The organism is Clostridium sp. AF36-4 (assembly GCF_003435975.1).
GTDB lineage: Bacteria > Bacillota > Clostridia > Lachnospirales > Lachnospiraceae > Eubacterium_F.
Genome location: NZ_QTVH01000008.1, coordinates 106,967 through 131,527, shown reverse-complemented (window position 1 = coordinate 131,527; position 24,561 = coordinate 106,967). Strand labels below are relative to the sequence as shown.

The window sequence follows — 24,561 nt, the reverse complement described above, 5'->3', positions numbered from 1 at the left end:
ATTAAAAGAAAGGAAAATCGGGTAGGGTGACAACCACCCGAAAAAATTCCGGTGGTGTGCTGGATGGAAGGGGACATACAATTAAAAATTTACATTCGGTAGTGTTTGACAGTATCGTTGGTTCTGCTACCGTGAGAGATTTGAAAATAAAAAATTCAAATATAGGAAGTGATGATTATGGTAAAGGGTTCCTGATTAATACAATTGATTTTGCGTATGATGGTCTTAAAGGGAAAATATTAATAGAAAATGTTGACGTAGAAGGGAAAGCAGATGTATCAAAATATCAGAAAGGAGAAAGTGGTTCATTTGCCGGAATATGTTCTTATGTAGATATTCATAAGGAAACGCAGAGTGTAAAAATAAATAATTGCAGCGTCAATATTAAGATGTCAACAGATACAGGTAATGATGTAATTTATTATGGAGGAATTATAGGCGGAACAACACATAATTCAAAATCAACATTAGAAATCAGTAATTGTGTTTCGCTAGGCTCGATAAAAAGTTCTAATATAAGCAATATGGACAGTATGGTAGGTGGAATTGCAGGAAAAGCTGACTATGTTAATATTACCAATTGCTATGCTGATATGGAATTAGAAGGTAAATATGTCGGTGGCCTCGTTGGATATGCAGAAAATGTAATGATTGAAAATTGTATGTCCAAAAGTTATGTAAATGGTTCTTGTGTTGGAGGTTTGGTTGGATGCGGAAATGAAGTAAGTCAGCAGTATATTATATCAAGTGTTTCATTAGAAGAAAAAATTAGGGGTACACAATTTGCTGGAACAGTAATTGGAAAGTCGTATGCAATGATAACTATAAAAAATGTGTTTACATACTCAAAATTATATGACGAATTAAATCGAACTTATCTAACAGATAAACAGGGAACTGCGTTGAATTCAATGCAGCTAACCGAGCAAAGTGCATTCCCGGGACTAGACTTTACGGATACATTTGCATGTGTTCCCGGTGTCAATGGCGGAAAAATTTTGCTAAAGAAATTAGGTAAATATTTTGTGACCGATAGTCCAACAATTGAAGTTAAGAATGTAAACGAAAATGAAAAAAGAATTATTATGCATAGTGATGCTTCAAGTGCGAAAATTTATTATTCAAATAAGGATGATGAAGTCACAACAAGTTCAACTTTGTATACAGTGCCATTTTCAATTTATGGAACTACTTATTTCAAATTAATTGCTGTTGCCGATGGTTACGGTGCAAGTGCACCAACAGAAATGACAGTAAAGTTTCAGGTTTCAAAACCTACGGTAAGTATTGAACAGGGAAATTATAAACAAGCACTATCAATTCAGTTGTCTTGTGGTACAAAAGGGGCAGTAATTTATTATACAACGGATGGAAGTTCGCCTACTACCGGCTCAAAGAAATATACGGGGACGCCAATAGTGTTCGATAGTAATGGTACTTATACAATTAATGCTATTGCAGTAAAAAGCGGCTGGGTAAGTAGTGAAGAACTAGTTAAGACTTATAATATTAATTTGTCAGAAGTATCAAGGCCGACAAATACTCCCGTGCCTACTGCTCAACCGGATCTGAGGAATACGGTAAAAACGCCAACAGCCAATATGAACAGCGGAACTTATCATGGAGCTGTTGTTGTAAATTTGAATTGTGATACAAGTGGTGCAACAATTTATTACACTACGGATGGTTCTGTGCCGACTATTAATTCCAATGAATATTTAGGACTTCCTATTTTGTTTAATCAGAACGGCAAATTTACTTTAAGGGCAATTGCTGTAAAAAATGGCATGAAAAATAGTGCAGAATTGACAGTAGTGTATAATATTGAGGATTTAAACGCAGACAATTCTTCAGGGGATGCTGCGGATAATGAATGGTCTTGGGATGATGATAGTGATGCTGCGGATAAGCAAACAAATAACAAATTATCTGCGAAGGCCGTCAAGGTAAAAAAGCCAGGCAAAGTTCACAGTGTCAAAGTGAAAAAGAAAAATGCAAAAAAAGTGACTACGAAATCACGATACACTTTGTCTTGGAAAAAGGTGAAAGGTGCAACTGGTTATGAGGTCCAGCTATATAATTATTCTGCATATCGAAGGACATGTACAATAAAGAAAAAAACGATTAAAACCAAAAAGAGTTCTTTGAAAAACAGAAAATTATATTGGTATATTATTTTGCCAAAGACACCTGAATTTGTATTAACCGGAAAAGTACGCGTCCGAGCGTACAAGAAACAAAAAGATAAAATTGTTTATGGAAAATATTCGGGCTGGAAATCTATAGCAACGAAAAAACAAATCAAAGAGTTTATGAAATATAATTAATTTAGATTGAGTTTATACAGAAAGGATGACATTTATGAAAATGACAGCAGAAGAATGCAGAAATAAATTAAATGAGTTTAACTTTTCATGTGGCTATAGAAAATATAATGAGAATGTATATTTTCATATCTGTAATATCCTAAATGAAAAGGGGAAAGTATGTTGTGGAAAATTAGATTTAGAAGATAAATCGAGCAAACATATTATCACCCAAACCTATCTTGAAAATTTAAGTGTGTTAGAGAATACTCCTTTTACATATGGAATTATTTCTAATGGTAATCATGGTTTGGATTTATTAGATATTTATAATGAGAATCATAGAGATGATATGATAGACTACGGGCCTTTTGATGAGGATAAAAGGGTTATGCTTGTATTTGATTCGCCAAGTAATAAATTAGAGGACTGTTTTGGCTATGATGTTCTTAATCAAAACATTGAAGAACTACTTAAGCATAATGAACCAGTAGGGGAGTATCTCTGTACTCATTTGTGGCGTTCCCTTGATTTACAGGATGATTGTAAAAATGTAGAACGCTTGACAGGACAAAAAGATTATGGACAGATGATTGTATCTTTTATGAACAAGCATCAATTAAAAAATGTGTACACGACAAATTTGTTCCGATATGAGATTACATCAGCAAATGAAGAAAAGTATGTACCATTTGCAGAATTAAATCGGAGTGGCTGTAAGCATGTAGTAGACAATGTATATAAGAAAATATTCTTGGAGGAAATTGCGTTATTTCAGCCACATACAATTGTAGCAGTTGGAACAGAAGTTTATAATTTTTTGAATAACAAAGAAAATTGGGATTTACTGTTAGAAAGATATACAGATAAAGCGGATGAACCGAAATTAACCTGGGTATATCATCCGGCAGGACGTGTTTCAAAAGAAAAGAAAGCTGCTCGTTTTGATGAAATTGTAAAAGATATTTAATATTAGCTCCCCCTTTGCTCCTTCCCCAACCTATGTTATACTGGGAGAAGACAAAGGGGGCTTTTTATGTCTAAAAAAATTGCGCTTACAAACATGGACATTGTCTGGGAAGATAAAGAAGCAAATAAGTTTCAGTGTGAGGAAATGATAAAGGAAGCAGCGGGTGAACACGCTGACATCATTTTGTTTCCGGAGATGACATTGACCGGATTTTCCCTCCGGGTTAAAGAGATGGCAGATTATCATGAGGAGACAATTGCATATTTTTCGGCTCTAGCTGCAAAATATTCTATAATGATTGGTTTTGGTTATATTACCATGCCAGATGAGTTTGGGCGAAATCATTTTTGTTTTGTTGATGAAAACGGAAGTGTGCTTGCCGACTATGAGAAAATCCATCCATTTACGCATGGTGGTGAGACAAAGGCGTATCGAGGAGGCAGTGAAATTTGTCATATTTCCGTGGACGAAATGCACCTTGGTATGGCAGTCTGCTACGATTTGCGTTTTCCTGAAATGTTTCAGCAGATGCCGATTGACACAAATGTTATCTTTTTGATTGCAAACTGGCCGGAGAGCCGCATCAGGCAGTGGTATTCTCTGCTTACGGCGAGAGCGATTGAAATGTCCTCGTATGTGGTAGGCGTAAATCGAACGGGAGAGGGAGATGGAATCCAATATACAAAAAGTTCGGCTGCCTATGCACCGGATGGAAGCATGATTTCGCCGGACTCTAAAAAATGGAATGACTATGTAACTCTTGATTTTTCAGAAGAGGTATTTCAAAAAACGATTTTTTCAAGAAGCGACAGACGACCGGAAATTTATCAGGGATAAAAGCATATAGAAATCTAACTACAAATCAGAAATAATCTGTCTGTTCGTTCTTTATTATTGACATTATATCGGCTTGCGTTTATAATAATGAACATAAAAATAAAGAGGTGAGGTGTATATAAATGAGAAAAGCAGTTTATAATATATTGCCAGCAACAGAAAATATTTTGGAGACAATGGGAGAACAAATAAAGTTAGCAAGATTAAGACGGGATTTGTCTGCTGAATTAGTGGCAGAACGAGCCGGAATTAGCAGAACATCGTTATGGAAGGTTGAGTCAGGAAGTCCTGCCGTAGCAATTGGCATTTATGCTGCTGTTTTACATGCATTAGGGGGAATGGATACAGATTTACTTCTTATAGCCAAGGATGATGAGCTGGGAAGACAAATGCAGGACCTTAATTTATTGACTGGAAAGCGTGCATCAAGGAGGAAAAAATGATATTTCACGCGGTCAAATAGAAGTTATGAGGCCTGCATTTGATGAATGCTATCATGGTATAAAATAGACGACCGGAAATTTATCAGGGATAAAATTTTATGATTTAGGAAATACTGTTTCGTATCAAATGGAAGTCATAAAAATGACAGGAAAGATGAGGGCGAAACAGATGGAACAGGATGCAGTAAAAGAATATGGCATGGTAATGAATGAAGGAATCTTGACGTTATCTATTATTGGGGAGATTGAGGGACATGACTGCTTATCACAAAATGCCAAAACAACCAAATATGAGCATATTTTGCCGATTTTAGCAAGGGCAGAGCAGGACGAAAATGTAAAGGGAATTTTGTTTCTTATGAATACCGTCGGTGGTGATGTTTCATGCGGACTTGCATTGGCGGAAATGGTTCACTCCTTAAGTATGCCGACAGTTTCTTTAGTCATTGGGGACAGTCATTCGATTGCTGTTCCGCTTACCGTGGCGGCAGATTATTCTTTTATTGTTCCGTCGGCGACGATGATTATCCACCCGGTTCGGATGAATGGCATGGTACTGGGAACGCCACAGACGTATCGTCAGTTTCAACAGATTCAGGATAGAATTATTTGTTTCGTGGCAGAGCATAGCCGCATTTCCAAAGAAAATTTAGAAAAGTTAATGATGAATACGAGTATGCTGTCCAAAGATTTAGGAACCGTTTTGGTTGGAGAGGATGCGGTGATGGCCGGACTTGTTAATGAGGTTGGAGGAATTGACAAAGCTTATCAGAAACTGAGAGGGTTGATGAATCATAAAAAAAGAAATTCATGACTTGACAGTGTAAAAAAAATAGATATAATTATATGTAACTAGAAAACAGTTACAAGAGGATTTTGAAAAGAGGTGAGGCCAAAAGATATGAGCAGGATTGAAAAGGCAAAAGAGCGCATAAAGCAAAAACCTAGAGATTATACTTATAAAGAAGCAACATATTTATTAGAGCAAATGGGTTACAAAGAACATAATAAAGGGAAAACATCTGGTTCAAGAGTTATGTTTTATAGAGAATATGACCAACAGATTATTATGCTTCATAAACCACACCCAGGCAATGAGATGAAACCAGGAGCTGTAAAAGGACTTTTGGAAAAGTTGATTGAGATAGGAGATTTATAGATTATGAAAGCAAATATATTAGAATATAAAGGATATCATACAGTTGTTGAATTTGATTCGGCAGATAACGTATTAAGGGGAAAAATAGAAGGTATTGCAGATTATGTAGATTTTGAGTGTGATGATTTAAGTAAGGTTGTTGATGAATTTCATACAGCTGTTGATGATTATCTTATTTTTTGCAAGGAAGTAGGTAAAGAACCTCAAAAAGAATACAAAGGAATTTTTAATGTTCGTATATCTCCGGATTTGCATAGAAAAATTGCTTTGAAAGCAAGCAAACAAAGAAAAACATTAAATGCATGTGTAGAAGAAGCAATTAGTAATTATGTATCCGAAGAAATTGTTACTATTAGAACAGAAAATGATATAAAAAGAATAGCACAGGAATTTAAAGTGAATCTTGGTTTTGCTGACATTGAAAATGAGGAAATAAATTCAAATGTTATTCCGATAAATACCAAGCTAGCTATAAATTATAAGGAGGAATTAAAAAAATTATGATAGAAAATTTGCAAGATTATTTTAAATCAAATTACGAAGTTTATTTAGAAAATATAGTGTATACTAGAATAGAGGATGAATTCACAGCTAATGTTTACCAATTGAATGGAGTAGATACAATTGAAACCAAGTTGCAAGAAGATTGTATTAAAATATCCGTAAAAAGGAAGTTGGAATTTTCTCCGAAATCTGTATTTTGTTTAGAAATAACTTATGGTGCTTTATTAGAGTTTGCTGACGAAAAAGGAGGCGAACATGATTGGGAAAATGTAAATTTGGCGAAGGAATTTAAATTAAATGGGCAATTTGTCTTAGATAATTTAATGAGAAGAATTTCGCTTTTGACAGCAGAAATTACATCTTCAAGTGGTCAGGCACCTATTATTATTAAACCAGAGATTGCACCTAAACAATAAGTTGACCAATAAAAATATATAGAAATTATAATAAATAGTAGTAAATTTAATTTTGAACCCAAGCAGCAAAATATAAACATCTGTTCGATAAAACACTTGCGGGAAAAAGCGATTCAGTGTATAATATAATTTCAGTACGCTGCGAATCAATTGGCAGGTATCGTACATGTTAGTTGTGTCTGGGGAGGATTTTATGGCTACAAAGAAAACAACAAAAAATACGAAGAAGCGTGGACGTCCGGCATCGAAATCAAATACGAAACGGACGGCTTCTTCGAGAAAGAATACATCGAAAAAGACAAAGCAGGCAAGCCCATTGGCAAGAGAGATTGTGTTTCTTGCTCTTTTTGTGTTTGCCATTTTGTCACTGCTTAGTTTGTTCCAAATGTGCGGCGTGTTTGGCAAAGGGTTAAGTGCTTTGCTGTTTGGACTGCTGGGAGCACTGGCGTATGTTTTCCCGGTTTATCTGGTTGTGACTGCAGGTTTGTATTTGGCAAATGCGAAGAATCAAAGATTGCGCCACAAGGTCTGGTATAGTGCCGGCATTTACTGGAGTGTGTGCGGATTATTTCAATGGGTGGTAAATGACCCTGTGCAGAATGTATGGGAAGTCTATACCGTCTGTGCTGAAAATCACGGTGGTGGTGGCTTCTTTGGCGGCATTTTATCTTTTGAACTGGCACGTGTGCTCGGAAGAGCAGGTTCTTTTATTGTGATACTGGCGCTGTTTTTACTGTTCTTTATGCTGTTAAGCAAGAAACTCATTTTTTCTTCCATTCAGCAGATGTATAAAGAGCGTGAGACGGATGAAGATTATTATTATGAGGAACCGGAACCGGTGTATTCTCGTGGAAGACAGATGAGCACCTATACATTTGATAAAGAAGAAACGTCAAAAGCAAAACCAAAGAAAGAGCCGAGAAAGAAACGGACAAAGAAAGCAGAGGCAGAAATTCAGGAAGATAAGAATAAACTTCCTCAAAAAGAAATTAAACCGGAAGCACAGATGGAAGAAGTGGTACCGGAAGTACAGGATTTGTCGGAAATCAATATTATCCGTGGTGGAGAAGAGCCGTTTAGAGAATCAAGTGTTTACGAAAAAGAATTAGAACAAAAATTTGGTGCATCAAAGAAAACACAGAGCGAACCAAAAACACCTGCAAAAACAGATACGGTGGATGAGCCGGTGAAACAAAAGAAAGAATCGGTTAAGATAACCAACGAAGATAAAAAAGAAATGGATGCGGTACATAAGGATTTATCAAAGGCTGCGGTGGAACAGATTCCGTATCGTTTTCCTTCGCTTGATTTGCTGAACAAGCCAAAGAGCAATGGCAAACGTATGGACAATTCCGAACTTCGCGCGACGGCGGCTAAATTGCAGTCAACGTTAGATAGTTTTGGTGTGCGTGTCAAGATGGGCGACATCAGCCTTGGACCAAGTGTAACCCGTTATGAACTGATTCCGGAACAGGGAGTTAAAGTCAGCCGTATTACCGGATTGAGTGATGATATTAAACTGAGTCTGGCGGCATCGGATATTCGTATTGAAGCACCGATTCCCGGAAAAGCGGCAGTTGGTATCGAGGTGCCGAATCCGGCGAGAGAAATGATTACGCTGCGTGAGTTGTTAGAGAGCAGTGAGTTTACGAAAGCAAAATCCAAAGTCACATTTGCCGTTGGTAAAGATATCAGCGGAAAAACAATTGTTACGGATATTGCAAAAATGCCGCATTTATTGATTGCCGGTGCGACTGGTTCCGGTAAATCGGTTTTGATTAATACGCTGATTATGAGCATTATTTATAAAGCTGACCCAAATGAAGTGAAAATGATTATGGTTGACCCGAAGATGGTGGAACTGACTGCATACGAAGATATTCCGCATCTGATGATTCCGGTTGTGAAAGATCCAAAGAAGGCCTCGGCGGCACTTGGCTGGGCGGTGGCAGAGATGACCGGAAGATATCAGAAATTTGCCGATGCAGGTGTTCGTGATATCAAATCCTATAATGCGAAAATGGACAAACTGACAAACAAAGATGACCCGGATTATCAGAAGATGCCGCAAATTGTTATTATTGTGGACGAGTTCGCGGATTTGATGATGGTTGCACCGGGAGAAGTAGAGGATTCCGTGTGTCGTTTGGCGCAGCTTGCCCGTGCGGCAGGAATTCATTTGGTTTTGGCAACACAGCGTCCTTCGGTTAATGTTATTACCGGCTTGATTAAGGCGAATATCCCATCACGAATCGCTTTGTCGGTTTCTTCCGCCGTGGATTCACGAACCATTATTGATTCGGCAGGAGCAGAAAAATTGTTAGGAAATGGTGACATGCTGTTTGCACCGCAAAATCTGCCAAAACCAATTCGTGTACAGGGAGCATTTGTTTCTGATGAAGAAAGAGATTCCGTTGTCAGCTTCTTAAAAGAGCAGAGCAACGGTCCATCCTATAACGAAGAAGTAACAAAGCATATTGACACGGCACCGGTACCGGGAGCAAAGAACGATTCTAATACTGCCCATGGTGGTGCACCGGAACAAGACGAATTATTTGTCGAGGCCGCCAGATTTATCATTGAAAAAGATAAGGCATCCATTGGTCTTTTGCAGCGTATGTTCCGAATTGGCTTTAACCGTGCGGCACGAATTATGGACCAGCTTTCGGATGCGGGTATTGTCGGACCGGAAGAAGGTACCAAACCGAGACAGATTTTGATGTCGAGTGAACAATTTGAAAATTATCTTGAGGAGAATGGCTGATGAATGGCTGGCTGATTGTCAATGGATTTTTACACACCAAAAAGTTTTCTGAACTGACAGATTTATTTTTGCTGGCGGCGAAACGGTGTGGTGTGTCACTAACCGTTTATACAAATTGTGAAATTCTTGTAGATGTGCAGGAAAAGATAAAAGAAAAACCGGATTTTGTTTTGTTTTGGGATAAAGATATTTTACTTGCAAAATTTTTAGAAAATCAGAAAATTCCGGTCTATAATAGCAGTGAGGCAATTAGAATCTGCGATGATAAGCGGTTAACTTATCTGGCATTACAGGAGAATAAACTACCAATTCCACAGACGATATTTGCACCGATGACATATTCGACCATTGGATTTAATCAGTATGATTTTTTGCATGCAGTGGAAGAAAAACTCACATATCCATTTGTAGCAAAAGAGGCATTTGGCTCCTTTGGCGAGCAGGTGTATCTGGTGCAAAATAGAGAAGAACTTTTAGCGGTGATGAAACAGTCGGATTCGGTAGAATTTTTGTTTCAGGAAATGATAGAAAACAGCACCGGAAGAGATGTCAGACTTCAGGTTGTTGGTGATGAAGTAGCAGCGTCCATGTACCGGTATTCGGAAAATGATTTTCGTGCTAACATAACCGCCGGAGGTAAGATGAAAGATTACACACCGTCAAAGGAAGAATGTGAACTTGCGGTTAAAGCGTCTCATGCAGTTGGAACTTCTTTTGCAGGAGTTGACCTTTTGTTTGGCAAAGACGGTCCGATTGTTTGTGAAGTAAATTCGAATGCACATTTTAAAAATATACAAACCTGCACCGGTGTGGCGGTTGCGGATAAAATCGTGGAATGGATCATAAAGGATGTTAGAAAATGACAAAACGATGGAATGGTTTACTAGTTTATGATAAAGAAGGCTCAAAAAGAAATGCTTCCTACATTAAAATGCATGAAGAAGCAGGTGAAAAGTTAAATATGCCGATTCATTTTTTATATGACACAGATGTGATGGAATATTTAGAGACAAATCGGGAATCTGTTGATTTTTGTATGGTTCGCACAATCTGTCCTGCTTTGACAAAGCAAATTGAGGCGAGGGGGATTCCCTGCTTTAATTCTTCTTTTGTGTCAGAAATCTGCAATCATAAAGGAAAAACCTATGATTATATTTTGAAAAACTGCGAAATTCCGCTGGTAAAAACAAAGACGTTTCAAAATGTTGAGTTGTCCGAAAAATTATTAAAGGAGTATCCGGATTATGTAATAAAAGCGGTGGATGGACACGGTGGAAAACAGGTTTTTTTGACAAACGAATCCTTTGACTCGATTCAAAAGGGAATCGCCGGTTCAGATTTTATTTTACAGCCATTTGTCAAAGGATCCGGCGTGGATTTACGTGTATATGTCATAGGCAAAGAAATTGTCGGTGCTGTGAAGCGTCAGGCAAATAACAGTTTTCGGGCAAATTTTTCTTTGGGCGGAAGTGTTACATCATACCAATGCGATAAAGAAATTATTGATTATGTAAATCAGGTTGTTCAGGTGTTTGATTTTGGCATGGTTGGTATTGATTTTATTTTAGATGAAAACAATCATTGGCTTTTAAATGAAATTGAAGATGTTGTCGGTGCCAGAATGTTATATCAGTGCCAGCCGGATGTTCATTTGTTGGAGCAATATTTTACATTTGTTTCTGATAAATTATTGCATTAGAACAAGATAGTGTGTATAATACAAGTTATGTTAACAGATATTGTGCTTTGAAAGATGGAGGTAGAATATGAAATCAGATATTGAAATTGCAAGAGAGGCGAATATGCTGCCGGTTCAGACAGTAGCAGAGAAATTAGACATCACTGCGGATGAATTGGATTTATATGGAAAATATAAAGCAAAATTGACGGACGAACTCTGGGAGCGAATTAAAGACCGCCCGGATGGTAAACTTGTCCTTGTGACAGCGATTAATCCAACACCGGCCGGTGAAGGAAAGACAACAACGACGGTTGGACTCGGACAGGCGATGGATAAGATTGGGAAAAAGGCAATTATTGCTTTGCGTGAGCCATCGTTAGGCCCTTGCTTTGGATTAAAAGGTGGTGCTGCCGGCGGCGGTTATGCACAGGTTGTACCGATGGATGATTTGAATCTTCATTTCACGGGAGATTTTCATGCGATTACTTCGGCAAATAACCTTCTTGCGGCAATGCTTGATAATCATATTCAACAGGGAAATAAACTTAACATTGATCCAAAACAGATCGTATGGAAACGCTGCGTCGATATGAATGACCGTGTACTTCGTAATATCACGGTAGGACTCGGACGCAAGGTGGATGGTGTGACAAGAGAAGATCATTTCATCATCACGGTAGCATCCGAAATCATGGCGATTCTTTGTCTTGCAGACAACATGAAAGATTTGAAAGAACGTTTGGGAAGAATTATTGTTGCTTATACTTATGAAGGAAAACCGGTTACGGCAAAAGAAATTAAAGCAGTAGGCGCGATGGCTGCACTTTTGAAAGACGCTATTCGTCCGAATATGATTCAGACTTTGGAGAATACGCCGGCACTTGTGCATGGTGGTCCATTTGCCAATATTGCTCACGGCTGTAATAGTGTCCGTGCGACAAAGACAGCTTTGAAATTAGCAGATTACACAATTACGGAGGCTGGTTTTGGTGCTGACTTAGGAGCAGAAAAATTCTTAGATATCAAATGCCGTATGGCTGATTTGAAACCGGATGCCGTTGTACTTGTTGCTACGGTTCGTGCCCTCAAATACAATGGCGGTGTTAAAAAAGAAGATTTATCGGAAGAAAATCTTGATGCATTGAAAGCCGGTATTGTAAATCTGGAAAAACATATTGAAAACATTGCTAAATTTGGTGTGCCATGTGTTGTTACATTGAATCAGTTTGTAACTGACAGCGAAGCAGAACTTGCATACGTTAAGGAGTTCTGTGAGGCGAGAGGCTGTGAGTTCGCACTTTCCAAGGTTTGGGAAAAAGGTGGCGAAGGCGGCATTGAGTTAGCACAAAAAGTAATTGACACAATTGAGAATAAAGAGAGTAATTTCCATTATCTCTATGAAAATGATTTGTCGATTGTTGAAAAAATTGAGACAATTGCAAAAGAAATTTATGGAGCAGGAGAAGTTATCATTGAGCCGGCAGCAAAACAACAGATTGCACGGATTGAGTCGCTTGGGTTTGGCTCTATGCCGGTATGTATGGCGAAAAATCAGTATTCTTTGTCGGATGATAAAACAATCCTTGGCAGACCGGAAGGCTTCCCAATCCATATCCGTGATGTCTATGTTTCTGCCGGAGCAGGATTTGTCGTTGCCATTACCGGCACAATTATGACTATGCCGGGATTGCCAAAAGTGCCGGCTGCCGAAGGAATTGATGTAAATGACGATGGACAGATTACCGGTTTGTTCTAATTGTCCTTTTTATCGGAGCAGAAACGTGCAAATTCTTTTGGAGAAATTTTCTCCATTTTGAGAAAGGCACGGTAAAAAGTAGAATAATCACGAAATCCTACATCTTGGTATACAACAGAGGGGAGCATCCCCTCTGTTATTTTTTGTTTTGCCATGCTGATTCGTTTTAGTATAATATAATTATGTACGGTTCGGTCGGTCTGTTCTTTGAATAATTTTGCCAGCGTAAATTTATTCAGATAAAAGTGACCGGCTAACTGCTCCAGTGATAAATCCTCTTTGTAATGTTCATTGATATAAGACAGTACCTTATCAATCAAAGGATTCACGTGTGTTGCTTTTCGTGGTTTCATATCTAAAAGAATGTGTTTGTTTAGTAGTGTAACCGCCTCTAAAATATGGGCACGGTTTAACATTTCTTTTTCGCGGAATTCTCTCTTTGAATTCTGGTAAATCCCCATAAAACACTGAAATATGCGCTCAAAATCATCAGAATCGGCAATATTAAAATGATACCGTTTGTTTTCTTTTGCCAGTTCAATCGGCTCTAATAGAGAGTATTCATTAAACCCGAAGGAGGATAGGCAGGCAGGGGTAATATACATATAGGTGCGGTCATATTCATCATTTAGTTGTTCTTCTGAAGTGAGAAGAAGCTGATGAATTGTATAGGGAGGAATAACCATAATGTCTCCACGTTTTACTTTATATATGCGGCCTTCAATAAACAGCATAACAGAGCCACTGAGATAGATATAAATTTCATAATAATCATGCGTATGGGCAGGAATTATTGGAAAATGGTCGTTTGTTGTCTTTCGACATTCATAATAGTAATCGGTTGAAATCGGATGGTCCGATTCATGAAGTAAATAGCGCATAAACAAATCCTCCTCGTCATCATTCTTTTCTCTGATTATAGATTTATCTCATGTTTTTTGTCAAGATATTCAATTTTTTCAATCTAAAACACATTTTTTGCAATCGAAATTGTATTTTTTGTAAGATATAATGAAATCACTATATAACGATAAGGAGTTGGTATATGTGAAAAAGAACACAAAGATGTTCCAAAGAAGTTTGACAGCATTTTTAACAGCTGCGTTGGTTACAACTTCTTTTGGGGGACAAGGAATCGTTTTTGCAAAGGCAAAGAAGAAGGCTTCGCCTTCTGTGAGTCTTACAGTGACGAATCCGGCAATTTCTATGCTTTCGCTGAAAAAAGGTGAAACTTTTCAGTTGAAAGTAAAGGTGACGCCGAAAAAAAAGGCAAAAAAGGTAACATTTCGCTCAACGAAATCCTCGATTGTTTCGGTAAACAAAAAGGGAAAATGTAAGGCGAAAAAGGCAGGTAAAGCAAAGGTTATCGTTTCTTGCGGAAAGAAAAAAACAGTGATTTCTGTTACGGTAATAAAGAAGCTTAAAAAAGTAAAGAAAGTAACACTTAGTAAAAAAAGTGCCAGTTTATTTTGTGGCAGTTCGCTGAAATTAACAGCAAAACTGACACCGGCAAAAGCAACAAAAAAAGGTGTTGTTTACCGTTCATCAAAATCATCCGTTGCATCGGTAAGCAAAAAAGGAGTTGTTATGGCGAAGAAGAAAGGTACCGCTGTGATTACTGCTTATGCAAAGGATGGACGCGGGGCGAAGGCAGTGTGTAAGATTACAGTGAAGGAAAAAAGTGCGGTAACAAAAGGTCCGGCAGTTCATACAAGTAAACCACAGCCGACAAAAGACCCGCTGATTACTGAACAGAAGGCAGGTTACTTTACGATTGCAGCAAAGGATTCTGCAGCAAGTCTGTACTTAGATGCCAAAGGAGAAGATTACGATGGATTATCACTGATTGCAGCTTCCGTTGCCAAAGACATTTCTCTTGTTACAAAAGAGAAAGCAAAGGCAAATGTCATAACCAAGACAGAATCATTGAAGGAATATGCAATTATTGCCGGCTCCATCGGAAACAATGCGATAATTGATTCCTTGATTGAGCAGGGAAAAGTAGACGCCTCCCAGATAAAAGGAAAGCGCGAAGTATACCGCATTCAGGTGGTAGAAAATCCGGTAGCTAATGTAAAAAAGGCAATTGTCGTTATCGGAAGTGATAAGCGTGGAACGATTTACGGTCTTTATCATATTTCTGAGAAAATGGGTGTTTCTCCATGGGTTTACTGGGGCGATGCTACACCGGTTGCTAAAGATGTAGTTCAGATTCCGGAAAAGGAATTAACGGTTACATCCAAAGAACCATCCGTAAAATATCGTGGTATTTTCCTAAATGATGAAGCTCCATCACTGACTAGTTATGCAAAGAAAAAATTTGGCGGATATAATCAGTATTTTTATGAAAATGTCTATGAATTAATTTTACGCTGTAAAGGAAATTATTTGTGGCCGGCGATGTGGTCAAATACTTTTAGCGAGGACGGTAAGGGAACGAATAAGTTAGCCAATGCAGAACTCGCCGACAAATACGGTATTGTTATGGGAACCTCTCATCATGAGCCACTTTGTCGTGCCGGTGTGGAATGGCAGAACAAATATCGTCAGTATGGCACAAGTAACGCTTGGGACTTTAATACGAACGAAACTGCCATCACAAAATTCTGGGAAGACGGTGTGGCAAGAAATAAAAATTTTGAAAATGTTTATACCCTTGGCATGCGTGGTGAGTCGGATTCTTCTTTGTCAGGAACAAAAGAAGAAAATATTGCACTTTTGAAAAAAGTAATTACGGCGCAGAAAGATATTTTGAAAAAGAATAATTTATCGGATGCCCCTCAGGTTCTTACTGTTTATAAAGAAGTAGAGGACTACTGGCATGGCACAGATAAAGCAGAGGGATTGAAAAAATGGGATGTTTTAAATGACGTAACCATTATGCTCTGCGATGATAACTTTGGAAATATGCGTACGCTTCCAACGAAGGAGGATAAAAATCGAAAAGGCGGTTATGGTATGTATTATCACTTTGATTACCATGGCGGTCCGACTTCCTATGAATGGGTAAATACAGTTCCTCTTACTAAAACTTGGGAACAGATGAATATGGCATATGAGCATGGCATTGATAATATCTGGATCGTTAATGTTGGTGATTTGAAGCCGATGGAGATGAATATTTCCTATTTCCTTGATATGGCATATGATTATGATACATGGGGAACAAATGGAAAAGATAAAATTACTGAATATCGTAAAAACTGGGTAAAACAGCAGTTTGGCGAAAACACATCGGATTCTCTTGTGAATGAGATGGAGATGCTGTTGGATGATTATACATGGTTAAATGGTTCCGGCAAACCGGAATCCATTAATTCGGCAACTTATGATTCTGTAAATTATAATGAAGGCAGAGAAATGCTTGTCAAAGTGGATGACATGATACAAAGAGCGAAAGCGTGCCAGAAAGAGATTTCATCGGATTGGCAGGCGGCATACTTTGAACTTGTCTATTTCCCGGTTGTTGCATCGGCAAATGTGACAAAAATGCAGATATTAAGTGGCATCAATAAATATTTGGCGAAAAATAACAGTGTGGCAGCAAATTTATATGCAGCTGAGCTGGAACAAGCGGTGGCACTGGATAAGGAATTACAGAAAACTTACAACAAAAATATGCCGGGCGTCGGTGACAAGTGGGATGGTATGATGAGTTCTCCTCATGTCGGCTTTGTGACATGGAACTCAACCGGCTGGAGTTATCCAAAAGCAGTCTGGGTGAAACCAGCGGCTGATGGTAAAATGATGGTTACGATGGAAAATGAAGAACAGGCTGTCGAGGCATCAGAAAGTGGTACATTATCCGATTTTACAAATCTGAATCAGGAATCTTATACAGTAACTGTTTCCAATCAGGGAGCGAACAGTTTTGCTTATACGATAACTCCTTCGGAGGACTGGATTGTTGTAAGTAAGAAATCCGGCACAGTAAAATCGCAGGATGCGTTTGAGGTATCGGTTGATTTTTCAAAGGTCAAAAAAGATGCTTCCGGATCCGTTAAAATTCAAAGCGGCAGCCAGACCATTACACTTAATGTTAATGCAAAGGTATATGATACATCTTCCTATGCAGACAAGACATATGTTTACACAAATGGATATGCCTCCATTCTTCCGGGAAATTATGTAACGGCAAAAGAAGGCGGCAATAATACAGCATTCCATGTTTTTGACGGTTATGGAAAAACCGGACAGTCAATGAAAATTCTTCCGACAAATGCGGATAAGACAAAGACGATGGAAGAAGCTGCCTATGCAGAATATGCAGTATGTGTTCCGGAAGATGGAGAGTATAAATTTACTGTTTATACAGCACCATCCAATAATCTGGATCGTGATAAGGTTTGCATATCGTATGGTTATTCGATTAATGGGGAAACATTAATTGAGAAAAATACAGTAGATGCCGATACGTTTTTGGCTGGAGAATACAGTGGTTCATGGGCAAATGATGTGAAAGTAAATGGCAGAAAGCAGGAGAATAATATCCACCTAAATGCTGGCGTGAATGCGATTCGTATATATTCTGATGACCCTGCATTCCTGCTTCAGAAATTGGTTGTTTCTGAAAAATCGGTCAAAAGCTCTAATGCCGGGCCGAAAGAAAGTTATTATGTTGGTAAAAAACAGACAAAAGAAACAACGCTTGCAGGTGTTCTTGCAGATGAAAATGTACTTCCGGGAACAATTACCACGGAAAAAACAACATATCAGGCAGGTGAAACCTTTAGTGCCAAGGGAATTGTATCAGAATCGGAAAGCTATTTTGCCGGTTTAGATGCAAAATCGGACAATGCAGCAAAGGTAAAAATTTCATGTGGAGACCGGACATTTGGTACCGTAACAATTGGTAAAGAGCAGGCACTGTATGAGGCGGCAGATATGGCAAAACTGGATGCCGGCAGCCAGACGTTTACAATGACCGTCGTATCCGGTAATGTCAGCGTGAGCGGAGTAACCGTCCGCACTCGTGATTATGCGAAAGTTCCGGGAAGTATTTCAGCTTCTGATTATGAAGGAGTTAAGGCAGCACATACTAATTTACAGGCAAAAAAGGACATGACATATTCTTATCTTGCGCAGGTTGAAAAAGATGATTTGTTTGTATTTTACCTGAAAGGAAAGTCCGACGGAAAAGCTTTTGTAACACTTAAATGGAATGACCAGACAATTGGAGAAGTTCAGTTATCCGATACCATGCAAGAGTATATGTTAGATGGTGCAATGGATTTGACGCCGGGGCTTGGTAACATCACAATGGAAGTGACGGGAGCGGATGCGGTAATTGAATCGCTGTCTTCTAAAGTGTATGAAGATGAAGAAAGTCTGCCGGTTTCCATTACCGCAACGAGTGAAGAAACTTCAAATGCAGCAGAAAATGTATATGATAAGGATGAAAAAACAACATGGAAGCCACAATCAACGGATGCAAATCCTATGCTTACATTTGACTTTAAGGATTCTTATCAGTACGACCGATTTATGATTCAGACAAAGGATTCATCGCTTGGCAGTTATGAGGTTCAGGTAAAACAGTCAGATGATACATGGAAGACGATATATACCGGAAAATCAAGCGATGACGGAAAGACCATTTTTGTTCAGGGTAAAGAAGCAATTGAAAGCACACAGGTACGGTTTGTTTTTGCAGATACGAACGTAGAAGTTTCAGAAATAACTTTGACGCCGTATGTCAACTGGGCAATGAAAGATGCAGTAAAACTTGCCGGACAGAAGAAAAGTGGTGGTGGTTCTTTCACTGTTCCAAACTCTGTCGTGGATGGAGATCGAATTACGAAAGGTTTGGAAACTGGTGTTGGAGGAAGCAGTGATACAGACCGTCATGAAGTTACGATGACGTTTAGTAAGCCAAAAAGTATCAATGTGGTTCGTCTCTTTACTTTGCAGGAAAGCGAGTCTGCGAGTGCAGGGACCGGTGTGATACCGGACTTGACGATGACATCTGAAAAGGCACAGTATTCATACCGTATTTCCTATTATGAGAATGGAAAATGGACCGAGATGGGAGCCACTGTAAGACCGGATGCCGGAATAAATCCGAAAGTAACAACGGAAGTTTCATTGAAACGAAAAGTAAAAGCATCCAAAATCAAAGTGGAGATTTATACAAGCCACTGGATTCGAATTAATGAATTAGAAGCTGTGGAAACACATCAGTTTTCTGCGGTAAAGTAAGAATGTATTATTGCTATAAACTTATTTAATGGTAAACAAAAAATTGATATTGTTTTTCACTATGAAGGACGTTGAACACCGTCGGTGCCTAGAGGACGTATTCTGTCCTCAGGCACCGTTACGAGTGTTCATTAAGCGGGAGCGGTCCTGAATAGGAAAAACAATATCAATTTTTGTATTACAATTAAATTATTTTACCATCTTTTATCGTCTTCTCGAAAACTTCTGCTCACAGTACATGCAGCGGTAAATCCGGTTTTCGCGGTCTGTCAGTTTAAAACGGTGTGGTAATTCCTGCTCAACGGAAGTAATGCATCGAGGGTTTTTGCACTTGATGACATTTGTTACCGTTTCCGGCAGTGTGAGAACACGTTTTTCTACAATTTCGTTATTTTTTATAACATTAATGGTGATATTTTCATCGAGAACACCGAGAATGTCCAAGTTTACCGTAATCGGTCCCTCGATTTTGATAATATCTTTTTTCCCCATTTTACTGCTTTTTGCGTTTTTAATAATAGCAACGGAGCAGTCTAATTTTTCTAATTCAAGATAATGATAAATTTCCATGGAGCCGCCAGCCTTAATGTGGTCAATGACAACTCCTTCTTGTAATCCACCAATATTTAACATTCCGGAATCACCTCCAATAAAGTCATAATTAACGCCATTCGTATGTAAACACCATATTGTGCCTGCTTAAAGTAAACGGCGCGTGGGTCATCATCCACATCGGTTGCAATTTCATTTACACGTGGAAGAGGGTGGAGAACTAACATATCTTTTGGTGCCAGTTTCATTTTTTTGCTGTCAAGGATGAAGCTGTCCTTCAAGCGGATGTAATCTTCCTCGTTAAAGAAACGTTCACGTTGTACACGTGTCATATACAATAAATCAAGTTCCGGTAAGACGTCTTCTAATACATTAACCTCTTTGTATTCAATACCATTGGCATCTAAGGTGTCTTTTCTAATATAGTCCGGAATTTTTAATTCTTCCGGTGAAATCATAACAAATTTAACATTAGGATAGCGAACCATGGCACCAATTAAAGAATGAACGGTACGTCCGAATTTTAAGTCACCACACAATCCGATTGTCAGATTGTCAAGGCGTCCCTTTAAATTTTTAATTGTCAATAAATCGGTTAATGTCTGGGTCGGATGATTGTGACCGCCATCACCGGCGTTGATAACTGGAATTTTTGAATGAAGAGAGGCGACGTATGGTGCACCTTCTTTTGGGTGACGCATCGCACAAATATCTGCATAACTGGAAATGACACGAATGGTATCGGCCACGCTTTCGCCTTTTGATGCAGAACTAGAATCAGCAGATGAGAAACCAAGAACTTGTCCACCTAAATTCAACATTGCCGATTCGAAACTTAAACGGGTTCTTGTGCTCGGTTCATAAAAACAAGTTGCAAGTTTTTTTCCTTTACACACTTCTGAAAATCGTGCTGGATCCTGAATGATTTTTTCAGCTAATACAATCAAATCATGAATCTCATCCACGGTCAGGTCAAGTGCATTCATTAAATGACGCATAATGCCTCCTATCTGCCATGTTCCCATGGCTTGCCGTATTTCAACTTATTCTACCTCATTTTAGTACGGATGACAATAGAAAAATCAAGCAAAAATGCAAAAAATAATTTGCATTATAAAGAAAAAGCAAGTATACTATTATAGGAAAAATTTTCACTTCGGTGTTAAAAAATATGAAGGAGGCTGCAAATGGTAACATTATATGATGGTGGCGCGTATCTTTTGAATGGTACGGAATTGATTCCGGACAATGCAGAGGCAATCGCGGCACTGGAAAGCAAAGCAGGAATTAAGACAACAAAAGAAGAGGCGGTTAAGGGAACGATGGCATACCATATTTTGTCATCCCATAACACTTCCGGCAATATGGAAAACTTGAAAATCAAGTTTGATAAATTGACTTCCCATGATATTACATTTGTTGGAATTTTACAGACCGCAAGAGCATCCGGACTTGAGAAGTTCCCGGTTCCTTATGTACTTACTAACTGCCATAACAGTTTATGTGCGGTAGGTGGAACAATTAACGAAGATGATCATGTGTTTGGTCTTTCCTGTGCAAAAAAATATGGTGGTATCTATGTACCTCCTCATCAGGCAGTTATTCATCAGTTTGCCCGCGAGATGTTAGCGGCAGGCGGTGCTATGATTCTTGGTTCAGACAGTCATACAAGATATGGTGCACTTGGTACGATGGCAGTCGGCGAGGGTGGTCCGGAAATCGTAAAACAGCTTTTGGAGCAGACTTATGATATTTCAATGCCTGGTGTTGTGGCAATTCATCTGACCGGTAAACCGCAAAAAGGTGTTGGTCCACAGGATATTGCACTTGCGATTATCGGTGCTGTATTTAAAAATGGTTATGTAAATAATAAAGTAATGGAATTTGTCGGCGAGGGCATTGATAACTTAAGTGTTGATTTCCGTATTGGTATTGATGTTATGACGACAGAGACCACTTGTCTTTCTTCTATCTGGCGCACAGATGATGCCGTAAAAGAATTTTATGAAATTCACGGAAGAAAAGATGATTATAAAGAAATGGCACCGGAAAAAGTTGCTTACTATGACGGTGTGGTTGAAGTTGACTTGTCAACAATCAAACCGATGATTGCGATGCCATTCCACCCAAGTAATGTGTACACAATCGAAGAGTTGAACAATAACCTTGAGGATATCCTTCGTGATGTAGAGAAGAAGGCGCTTGTAAGCCTTGATAACAATAACATTGACTTTAAGTTGACGGATAAGATTCATGATGGCAAATTGTATGTAGAGCAGGGTGTTATTGCCGGATGTGCCGGTGGTGGTTTTGAAAACTTATGTGATGCTGCTGACATTCTGCGCGGTAAAAACATTGGTGCCGATGAATTCTCGTTAAGCGTTTATCCGGCATCCCAGCCGATTTTCATGGAACTTGTGAAAAATGGACGCATTGCTGATTTGATGGAAGCAGGAGCTACCGTTCGTACCGCTTTCTGCGGTCCATGTTTTGGTGCCGGCGATGTACCAAGCAACAAGGGACTTAGTATTCGTCATTCGACAAGAAACTTCCCGAACCGTGAGGGCTCGAAAGTTACGAATGGACAGATTGCTTCTGTTGCACTTATGGATGCTCGTTCGATTGCGGCAACTGCTGCGAATAAGGGATATTTGACGGCAGCAACAGATATTGATGCAGACTTTACAAAACCGAAATACTATTTTGACCATACCATTTATGATAACCGTGTTTTTAATGGTGTCGGTAAGGCAGATCCTTCGGTTGAAATTAAATTCGGACCAAACATTGTAGACTGGCCGAAAATGCATGCACTTACAGATAATGTACTTTTGAAAGTGGTATCGATGATTCATGATCCGGTTACGACAACGGATGAATTGATTCCATCCGGTGAGACAAGTTCTTACCGCTCAAATCCGCTTGGTCTTGCTGAATTTACTCTTTCAAGAAAAGACCCTGCTTATGTAGGAAAAGCAAAAGAAGTACAGAAGGTAGAGAAGGCTCGTATCGCAGGCGAAGATATTTATGCCGTAGATGCAAACTTAAAAGATGTCTATGAGGCGATTTCTAAACAGTTTGATGTAAAACCGGAAGAGACAGAAGTCGGAAGTGTGATTTTTGCCGTAAAACCGGGTGACGGTTCTGCCCGTGAGCAGGCAGCAAGCTGTCAGCGTGTGCTTGGCGGTATGGCTAACATTGCCCGTGAGTATGCAACAAAGAGATACCGTTCCAACCTGATTAACTGGGGTATGCTTCCATTTGTTTTCGATGGTGACCTTGTTTTTGATAAAGATGATTATATTTTTGTAAAAGATATCAAGAAAGCCATTGAAACAAAAGAAGATACGATTCATGCTTATGTAGTAAACCAGGGAATGAAAGAGATTGAACTTCATCTTGGTAATCTGACAGACGATGAAAGAGAAATTATTTTGAAAGGCTGCCTGATTAACTACAACAAAAAGAATTAGTTCTTTGGGGAGGACTTTTATGTTCCGCATATGGGGAAAAATATTCAAAGACAATCATTTAGTTCGTGATATGGTTTATGAAAATGGTGACACGGATATCAACCGGACTAAAAAAGTATTTGCCGGTATTCACGCATTTGCTGAAGCCTTTGATTTGCAACAGCCAATTTGGCTTGACAAAAACATTAATGAATTCAAGCGGGTTGACAAAACCCGCTTTGAACAAGATAACTTCATCGAGCAAATCGACTTCGACTACCTCGAAATCGAAGTAATCGAAGAATAGCAAACCAAAGAGCAATAAAAATCCCAAAGAGGTAAATTAAAGAGGTAAAATGTTTTCACATTAATTTTTAAATAAAAAAACATCAAACTTTCACCATGAGAAACTTTGAACACCATAGGTGTTCATCAAGCGAAGCGGTTCCGAATGGGAAACTTTGTAGATTCCTTTTTACTTTTACTTAGCGAAAACAATTCACCCTTCATCAACTTCAATCGCCATAGTCGGGCAGTTTTCAGCGGCAGTCCGGCAGTCATCTTCATATTCTGCAGGAATTATTCCTTCAACAGCCTCTGCTTTTCCTTCTTCATTAAAATGGTAAACATCCTCACAGGTGGACACGCATAAACCGCAGGCAATGCAGGCGTCCTGGTCAACAAAACTTTTCATTACAAAAAATTCTCCCTTCATTTTTTTAGTAGTGTTCCCGTTTCGTTTGACTTTATTCATTTTTTGCTTATAATAGATAATGTATGCATATGTATAATGAGTATGTAGCAAGTACAGGGGTTAAAGATTGGAGAAGAACAATGCTTGATGAAGAATTACATACATCGTATCTGAAACAACTGCATCTGCCAAAAGATATGGACAATCTTTTTGAGTCCGATGCCAAAGAATTTCAGAAAGTGATGATGATGTACAGTTGTGCAATCAAAGAAGTAAAAACAAAATTACAAGTGTTAAATGATGAATTTTCGATGACAAAAAATCGAAATCCGATTGAATTTGTTAAAACAAGAATCAAACAGCCGGACAGCATCGCAACCAAATTGAAAAAGAAAGGCTATCCGATTACGGTTGAATCGGTCAGGCAGCATTTGAACGATGTGGCGGGCGTGCGTGTAATCTGTTCTTTTATTGACGACATTTACAAAGTGGCGGATATGCTTTCGGCACAGGATGATGTTGTTTTAATAAAAACAAAAGATTATATCAAAAAGCCGAAAATGAATGGCTACCGGAGTCTGCATTTAATTGTGGAAGTCCCGGTATTCTTTTCAGATCATAAAGAAAATATGCGTGTCGAAGTCCAGATTCGTACGATTGCGATGGACTTTTGGGCAAGCTTAGAGCATCAGGTAAAATACAAAAAAAATATCAAAGATGCAGAAAATATTGTTTACGAATTGCGTGCTTGTGCGGATGTAATAAATCGGACGGATTTTCATATGCAGGCAATCCGCGACAATATAGTAGAAATAGATTAAAAAGGAGA

At 38.7% G+C, this 24,561-nt stretch carries 20 protein-coding genes; 16 read left to right on the top strand and 4 right to left on the bottom strand.

Annotation, left to right across the window (positions count from 1 at the left end; all coding sequences use genetic code 11):
* The first annotated feature begins 26 nt into the window (after positions 1-26).
* The 12 genes from DW005_RS06385 to DW005_RS06330 all read left to right on the top strand — a co-directional run bounded on the left by DW005_RS06385 (position 27) and on the right by DW005_RS06330 (position 12,836).
* The gene (locus DW005_RS06385) at positions 27-2,327 is read left to right on the top strand and encodes a chitobiase/beta-hexosaminidase C-terminal domain-containing protein (RefSeq protein WP_117478627.1); all 2,301 of its coding nucleotides are present in this window, start codon (positions 27-29) and stop codon (positions 2,325-2,327) included.
* Between the two features lie 34 nt (positions 2,328-2,361).
* Positions 2,362-3,276, top strand: coding sequence for a uracil-DNA glycosylase family protein (locus DW005_RS06380; RefSeq protein WP_181974961.1), 915 nt, complete (start codon positions 2,362-2,364; stop codon positions 3,274-3,276).
* Between the two features lie 66 nt (positions 3,277-3,342).
* Positions 3,343-4,113, top strand: a complete 771-nt coding sequence (locus DW005_RS06375) for a nitrilase-related carbon-nitrogen hydrolase (protein ID WP_117478625.1) — start codon at positions 3,343-3,345, stop codon at positions 4,111-4,113.
* Positions 4,114-4,235: 122 nt separating this feature from the next.
* A complete protein-coding gene (locus tag DW005_RS06370; RefSeq protein ID WP_117478624.1) occupies positions 4,236-4,556 on the top strand; it encodes a helix-turn-helix transcriptional regulator in 321 nt (106 codons plus the stop codon).
* Between the two features lie 169 nt (positions 4,557-4,725).
* Positions 4,726-5,370 (top strand): ATP-dependent Clp protease proteolytic subunit, encoded by a 645-nt coding sequence (locus DW005_RS06365; protein WP_347461486.1) that lies wholly within the window; start codon positions 4,726-4,728, stop codon positions 5,368-5,370.
* A gap of 87 nt (positions 5,371-5,457) precedes the next feature.
* Positions 5,458-5,715 (top strand): type II toxin-antitoxin system HicA family toxin, encoded by a 258-nt coding sequence (locus DW005_RS06360; protein WP_117478623.1) that lies wholly within the window; start codon positions 5,458-5,460, stop codon positions 5,713-5,715.
* 3 nt (positions 5,716-5,718) lie between these two features.
* On the top strand, positions 5,719-6,219 hold the full coding sequence (locus DW005_RS06355; protein ID WP_117478622.1) for a type II toxin-antitoxin system HicB family antitoxin: 501 nt from the start codon (positions 5,719-5,721) through the stop codon (positions 6,217-6,219).
* Positions 6,216-6,635, top strand: coding sequence for a hypothetical protein (locus tag DW005_RS06350; protein WP_117478621.1), 420 nt, complete (start codon positions 6,216-6,218; stop codon positions 6,633-6,635). Before DW005_RS06355 ends, DW005_RS06350 begins: the two co-directional genes overlap by 4 nt.
* Positions 6,636-6,828: 193 nt before the next feature.
* Positions 6,829-9,399, top strand: a complete 2,571-nt coding sequence (locus DW005_RS06345; RefSeq protein WP_117478620.1) for a DNA translocase FtsK — start codon at positions 6,829-6,831, stop codon at positions 9,397-9,399.
* Positions 9,399-10,262, top strand: coding sequence for a RimK family alpha-L-glutamate ligase (locus DW005_RS06340; protein WP_117478619.1), 864 nt, complete (start codon positions 9,399-9,401; stop codon positions 10,260-10,262). Before DW005_RS06345 ends, DW005_RS06340 begins: the two co-directional genes overlap by 1 nt.
* Positions 10,259-11,098 carry an ATP-grasp domain-containing protein gene (locus DW005_RS06335; RefSeq protein ID WP_117478618.1) on the top strand — a complete coding sequence of 280 codons (840 nt, stop codon included), beginning with the start codon at positions 10,259-10,261 and terminating at the stop codon, positions 11,096-11,098. The genes DW005_RS06340 and DW005_RS06335 overlap by 4 nt, the downstream gene beginning before the upstream one ends.
* 67 nt (positions 11,099-11,165) lie before the next feature.
* On the top strand, positions 11,166-12,836 hold the full coding sequence (locus DW005_RS06330) for a formate--tetrahydrofolate ligase (RefSeq protein ID WP_117478617.1): 1,671 nt from the start codon (positions 11,166-11,168) through the stop codon (positions 12,834-12,836).
* Here DW005_RS06330 and DW005_RS06325 read toward each other — a convergent pair.
* Positions 12,833-13,717 carry an AraC family transcriptional regulator gene (locus DW005_RS06325; RefSeq protein WP_117478616.1) on the bottom strand — a complete coding sequence of 295 codons (885 nt, stop codon included), beginning with the start codon at positions 13,715-13,717 and terminating at the stop codon, positions 12,833-12,835. The two genes, DW005_RS06330 and DW005_RS06325, sit on opposite strands and share 4 nt — an antisense overlap.
* Before the next feature lie 166 nt (positions 13,718-13,883).
* Here DW005_RS06325 and DW005_RS06320 point away from each other — a divergent pair, with 166 nt between their 5' ends.
* The gene (locus tag DW005_RS06320; protein ID WP_181974960.1) at positions 13,884-19,034 is read left to right on the top strand and encodes a glycosyl hydrolase 115 family protein; all 5,151 of its coding nucleotides are present in this window, start codon (positions 13,884-13,886) and stop codon (positions 19,032-19,034) included.
* 204 nt (positions 19,035-19,238) lie between these two features.
* On the opposite strand, the gene DW005_RS06315 is transcribed toward DW005_RS06320, so the two are convergent.
* Positions 19,239-19,667 (bottom strand): aspartate carbamoyltransferase regulatory subunit, encoded by a 429-nt coding sequence (locus tag DW005_RS06315; protein WP_022376867.1) that lies wholly within the window; start codon positions 19,665-19,667, stop codon positions 19,239-19,241.
* On the bottom strand, positions 19,661-20,584 hold the full coding sequence (gene pyrB, locus DW005_RS06310; protein ID WP_117478614.1) for an aspartate carbamoyltransferase: 924 nt from the start codon (positions 20,582-20,584) through the stop codon (positions 19,661-19,663). The genes DW005_RS06315 and pyrB overlap by 7 nt, the downstream gene beginning before the upstream one ends.
* Positions 20,585-20,773: 189 nt before the next feature.
* Here pyrB and DW005_RS06305 point away from each other — a divergent pair, with 189 nt between their 5' ends.
* Together DW005_RS06305 and DW005_RS06300 are read left to right on the top strand one after the other, a co-directional pair.
* Positions 20,774-23,059 (top strand): hydratase, encoded by a 2,286-nt coding sequence (locus DW005_RS06305; RefSeq protein ID WP_117478613.1) that lies wholly within the window; start codon positions 20,774-20,776, stop codon positions 23,057-23,059.
* A gap of 19 nt (positions 23,060-23,078) precedes the next feature.
* A complete protein-coding gene (locus DW005_RS06300) occupies positions 23,079-23,345 on the top strand; it encodes a hypothetical protein (protein ID WP_022376864.1) in 267 nt (88 codons plus the stop codon).
* Positions 23,346-23,537: 192 nt separating this feature from the next.
* Here the strand turns inward: DW005_RS06300 and DW005_RS06295 are convergent, their stop codons facing one another.
* Positions 23,538-23,732: a ferredoxin gene (locus tag DW005_RS06295; protein ID WP_022376863.1), complete on the bottom strand. Its 195-nt coding sequence runs from the start codon at positions 23,730-23,732 to the stop codon at positions 23,538-23,540.
* A 140-nt stretch (positions 23,733-23,872) separates the two neighbouring features.
* On the opposite strand from DW005_RS06295, the gene DW005_RS06290 reads away from it, so the two are divergent.
* Positions 23,873-24,553: a GTP pyrophosphokinase family protein gene (locus DW005_RS06290; protein ID WP_117478612.1), complete on the top strand. Its 681-nt coding sequence runs from the start codon at positions 23,873-23,875 to the stop codon at positions 24,551-24,553.
* Positions 24,554-24,561: the final 8 nt, after the last annotated feature.

What these genes read in the sequence shown, in the direction of transcription:
- DW005_RS06365 (WP_347461486.1), top strand. Translation starts at nt 4,726, where the DNA reads ATGGAACAGGATGCAGTAAAAGAATATGGCATGGTAATGAATGAAGGA.
- DW005_RS06335 (WP_117478618.1), top strand. Translation starts at nt 10,259, where the DNA reads ATGACAAAACGATGGAATGGTTTACTAGTTTATGATAAAGAAGGCTCA.
- pyrB (WP_117478614.1), bottom strand. Translation starts at nt 20,584, where the DNA reads ATGCGTCATTTAATGAATGCACTTGACCTGACCGTGGATGAGATTCAT.
- DW005_RS06375 (WP_117478625.1), top strand. Translation starts at nt 3,343, where the DNA reads ATGTCTAAAAAAATTGCGCTTACAAACATGGACATTGTCTGGGAAGAT.
- DW005_RS06380 (WP_181974961.1), top strand. Translation starts at nt 2,362, where the DNA reads ATGAAAATGACAGCAGAAGAATGCAGAAATAAATTAAATGAGTTTAAC.
- DW005_RS06325 (WP_117478616.1), bottom strand. Translation starts at nt 13,717, where the DNA reads ATGCGCTATTTACTTCATGAATCGGACCATCCGATTTCAACCGATTAC.
- DW005_RS06340 (WP_117478619.1), top strand. Translation starts at nt 9,399, where the DNA reads ATGAATGGCTGGCTGATTGTCAATGGATTTTTACACACCAAAAAGTTT.
- DW005_RS06300 (WP_022376864.1), top strand. Translation starts at nt 23,079, where the DNA reads ATGTTCCGCATATGGGGAAAAATATTCAAAGACAATCATTTAGTTCGT.
- DW005_RS06360 (WP_117478623.1), top strand. Translation starts at nt 5,458, where the DNA reads ATGAGCAGGATTGAAAAGGCAAAAGAGCGCATAAAGCAAAAACCTAGA.
- DW005_RS06290 (WP_117478612.1), top strand. Translation starts at nt 23,873, where the DNA reads ATGCTTGATGAAGAATTACATACATCGTATCTGAAACAACTGCATCTG.
- DW005_RS06345 (WP_117478620.1), top strand. Translation starts at nt 6,829, where the DNA reads ATGGCTACAAAGAAAACAACAAAAAATACGAAGAAGCGTGGACGTCCG.
- DW005_RS06305 (WP_117478613.1), top strand. Translation starts at nt 20,774, where the DNA reads ATGGTAACATTATATGATGGTGGCGCGTATCTTTTGAATGGTACGGAA.
- DW005_RS06315 (WP_022376867.1), bottom strand. Translation starts at nt 19,667, where the DNA reads ATGTTAAATATTGGTGGATTACAAGAAGGAGTTGTCATTGACCACATT.
- DW005_RS06295 (WP_022376863.1), bottom strand. Translation starts at nt 23,732, where the DNA reads ATGAAAAGTTTTGTTGACCAGGACGCCTGCATTGCCTGCGGTTTATGC.
- DW005_RS06370 (WP_117478624.1), top strand. Translation starts at nt 4,236, where the DNA reads ATGAGAAAAGCAGTTTATAATATATTGCCAGCAACAGAAAATATTTTG.
- DW005_RS06330 (WP_117478617.1), top strand. Translation starts at nt 11,166, where the DNA reads ATGAAATCAGATATTGAAATTGCAAGAGAGGCGAATATGCTGCCGGTT.
- DW005_RS06355 (WP_117478622.1), top strand. Translation starts at nt 5,719, where the DNA reads ATGAAAGCAAATATATTAGAATATAAAGGATATCATACAGTTGTTGAA.
- DW005_RS06350 (WP_117478621.1), top strand. Translation starts at nt 6,216, where the DNA reads ATGATAGAAAATTTGCAAGATTATTTTAAATCAAATTACGAAGTTTAT.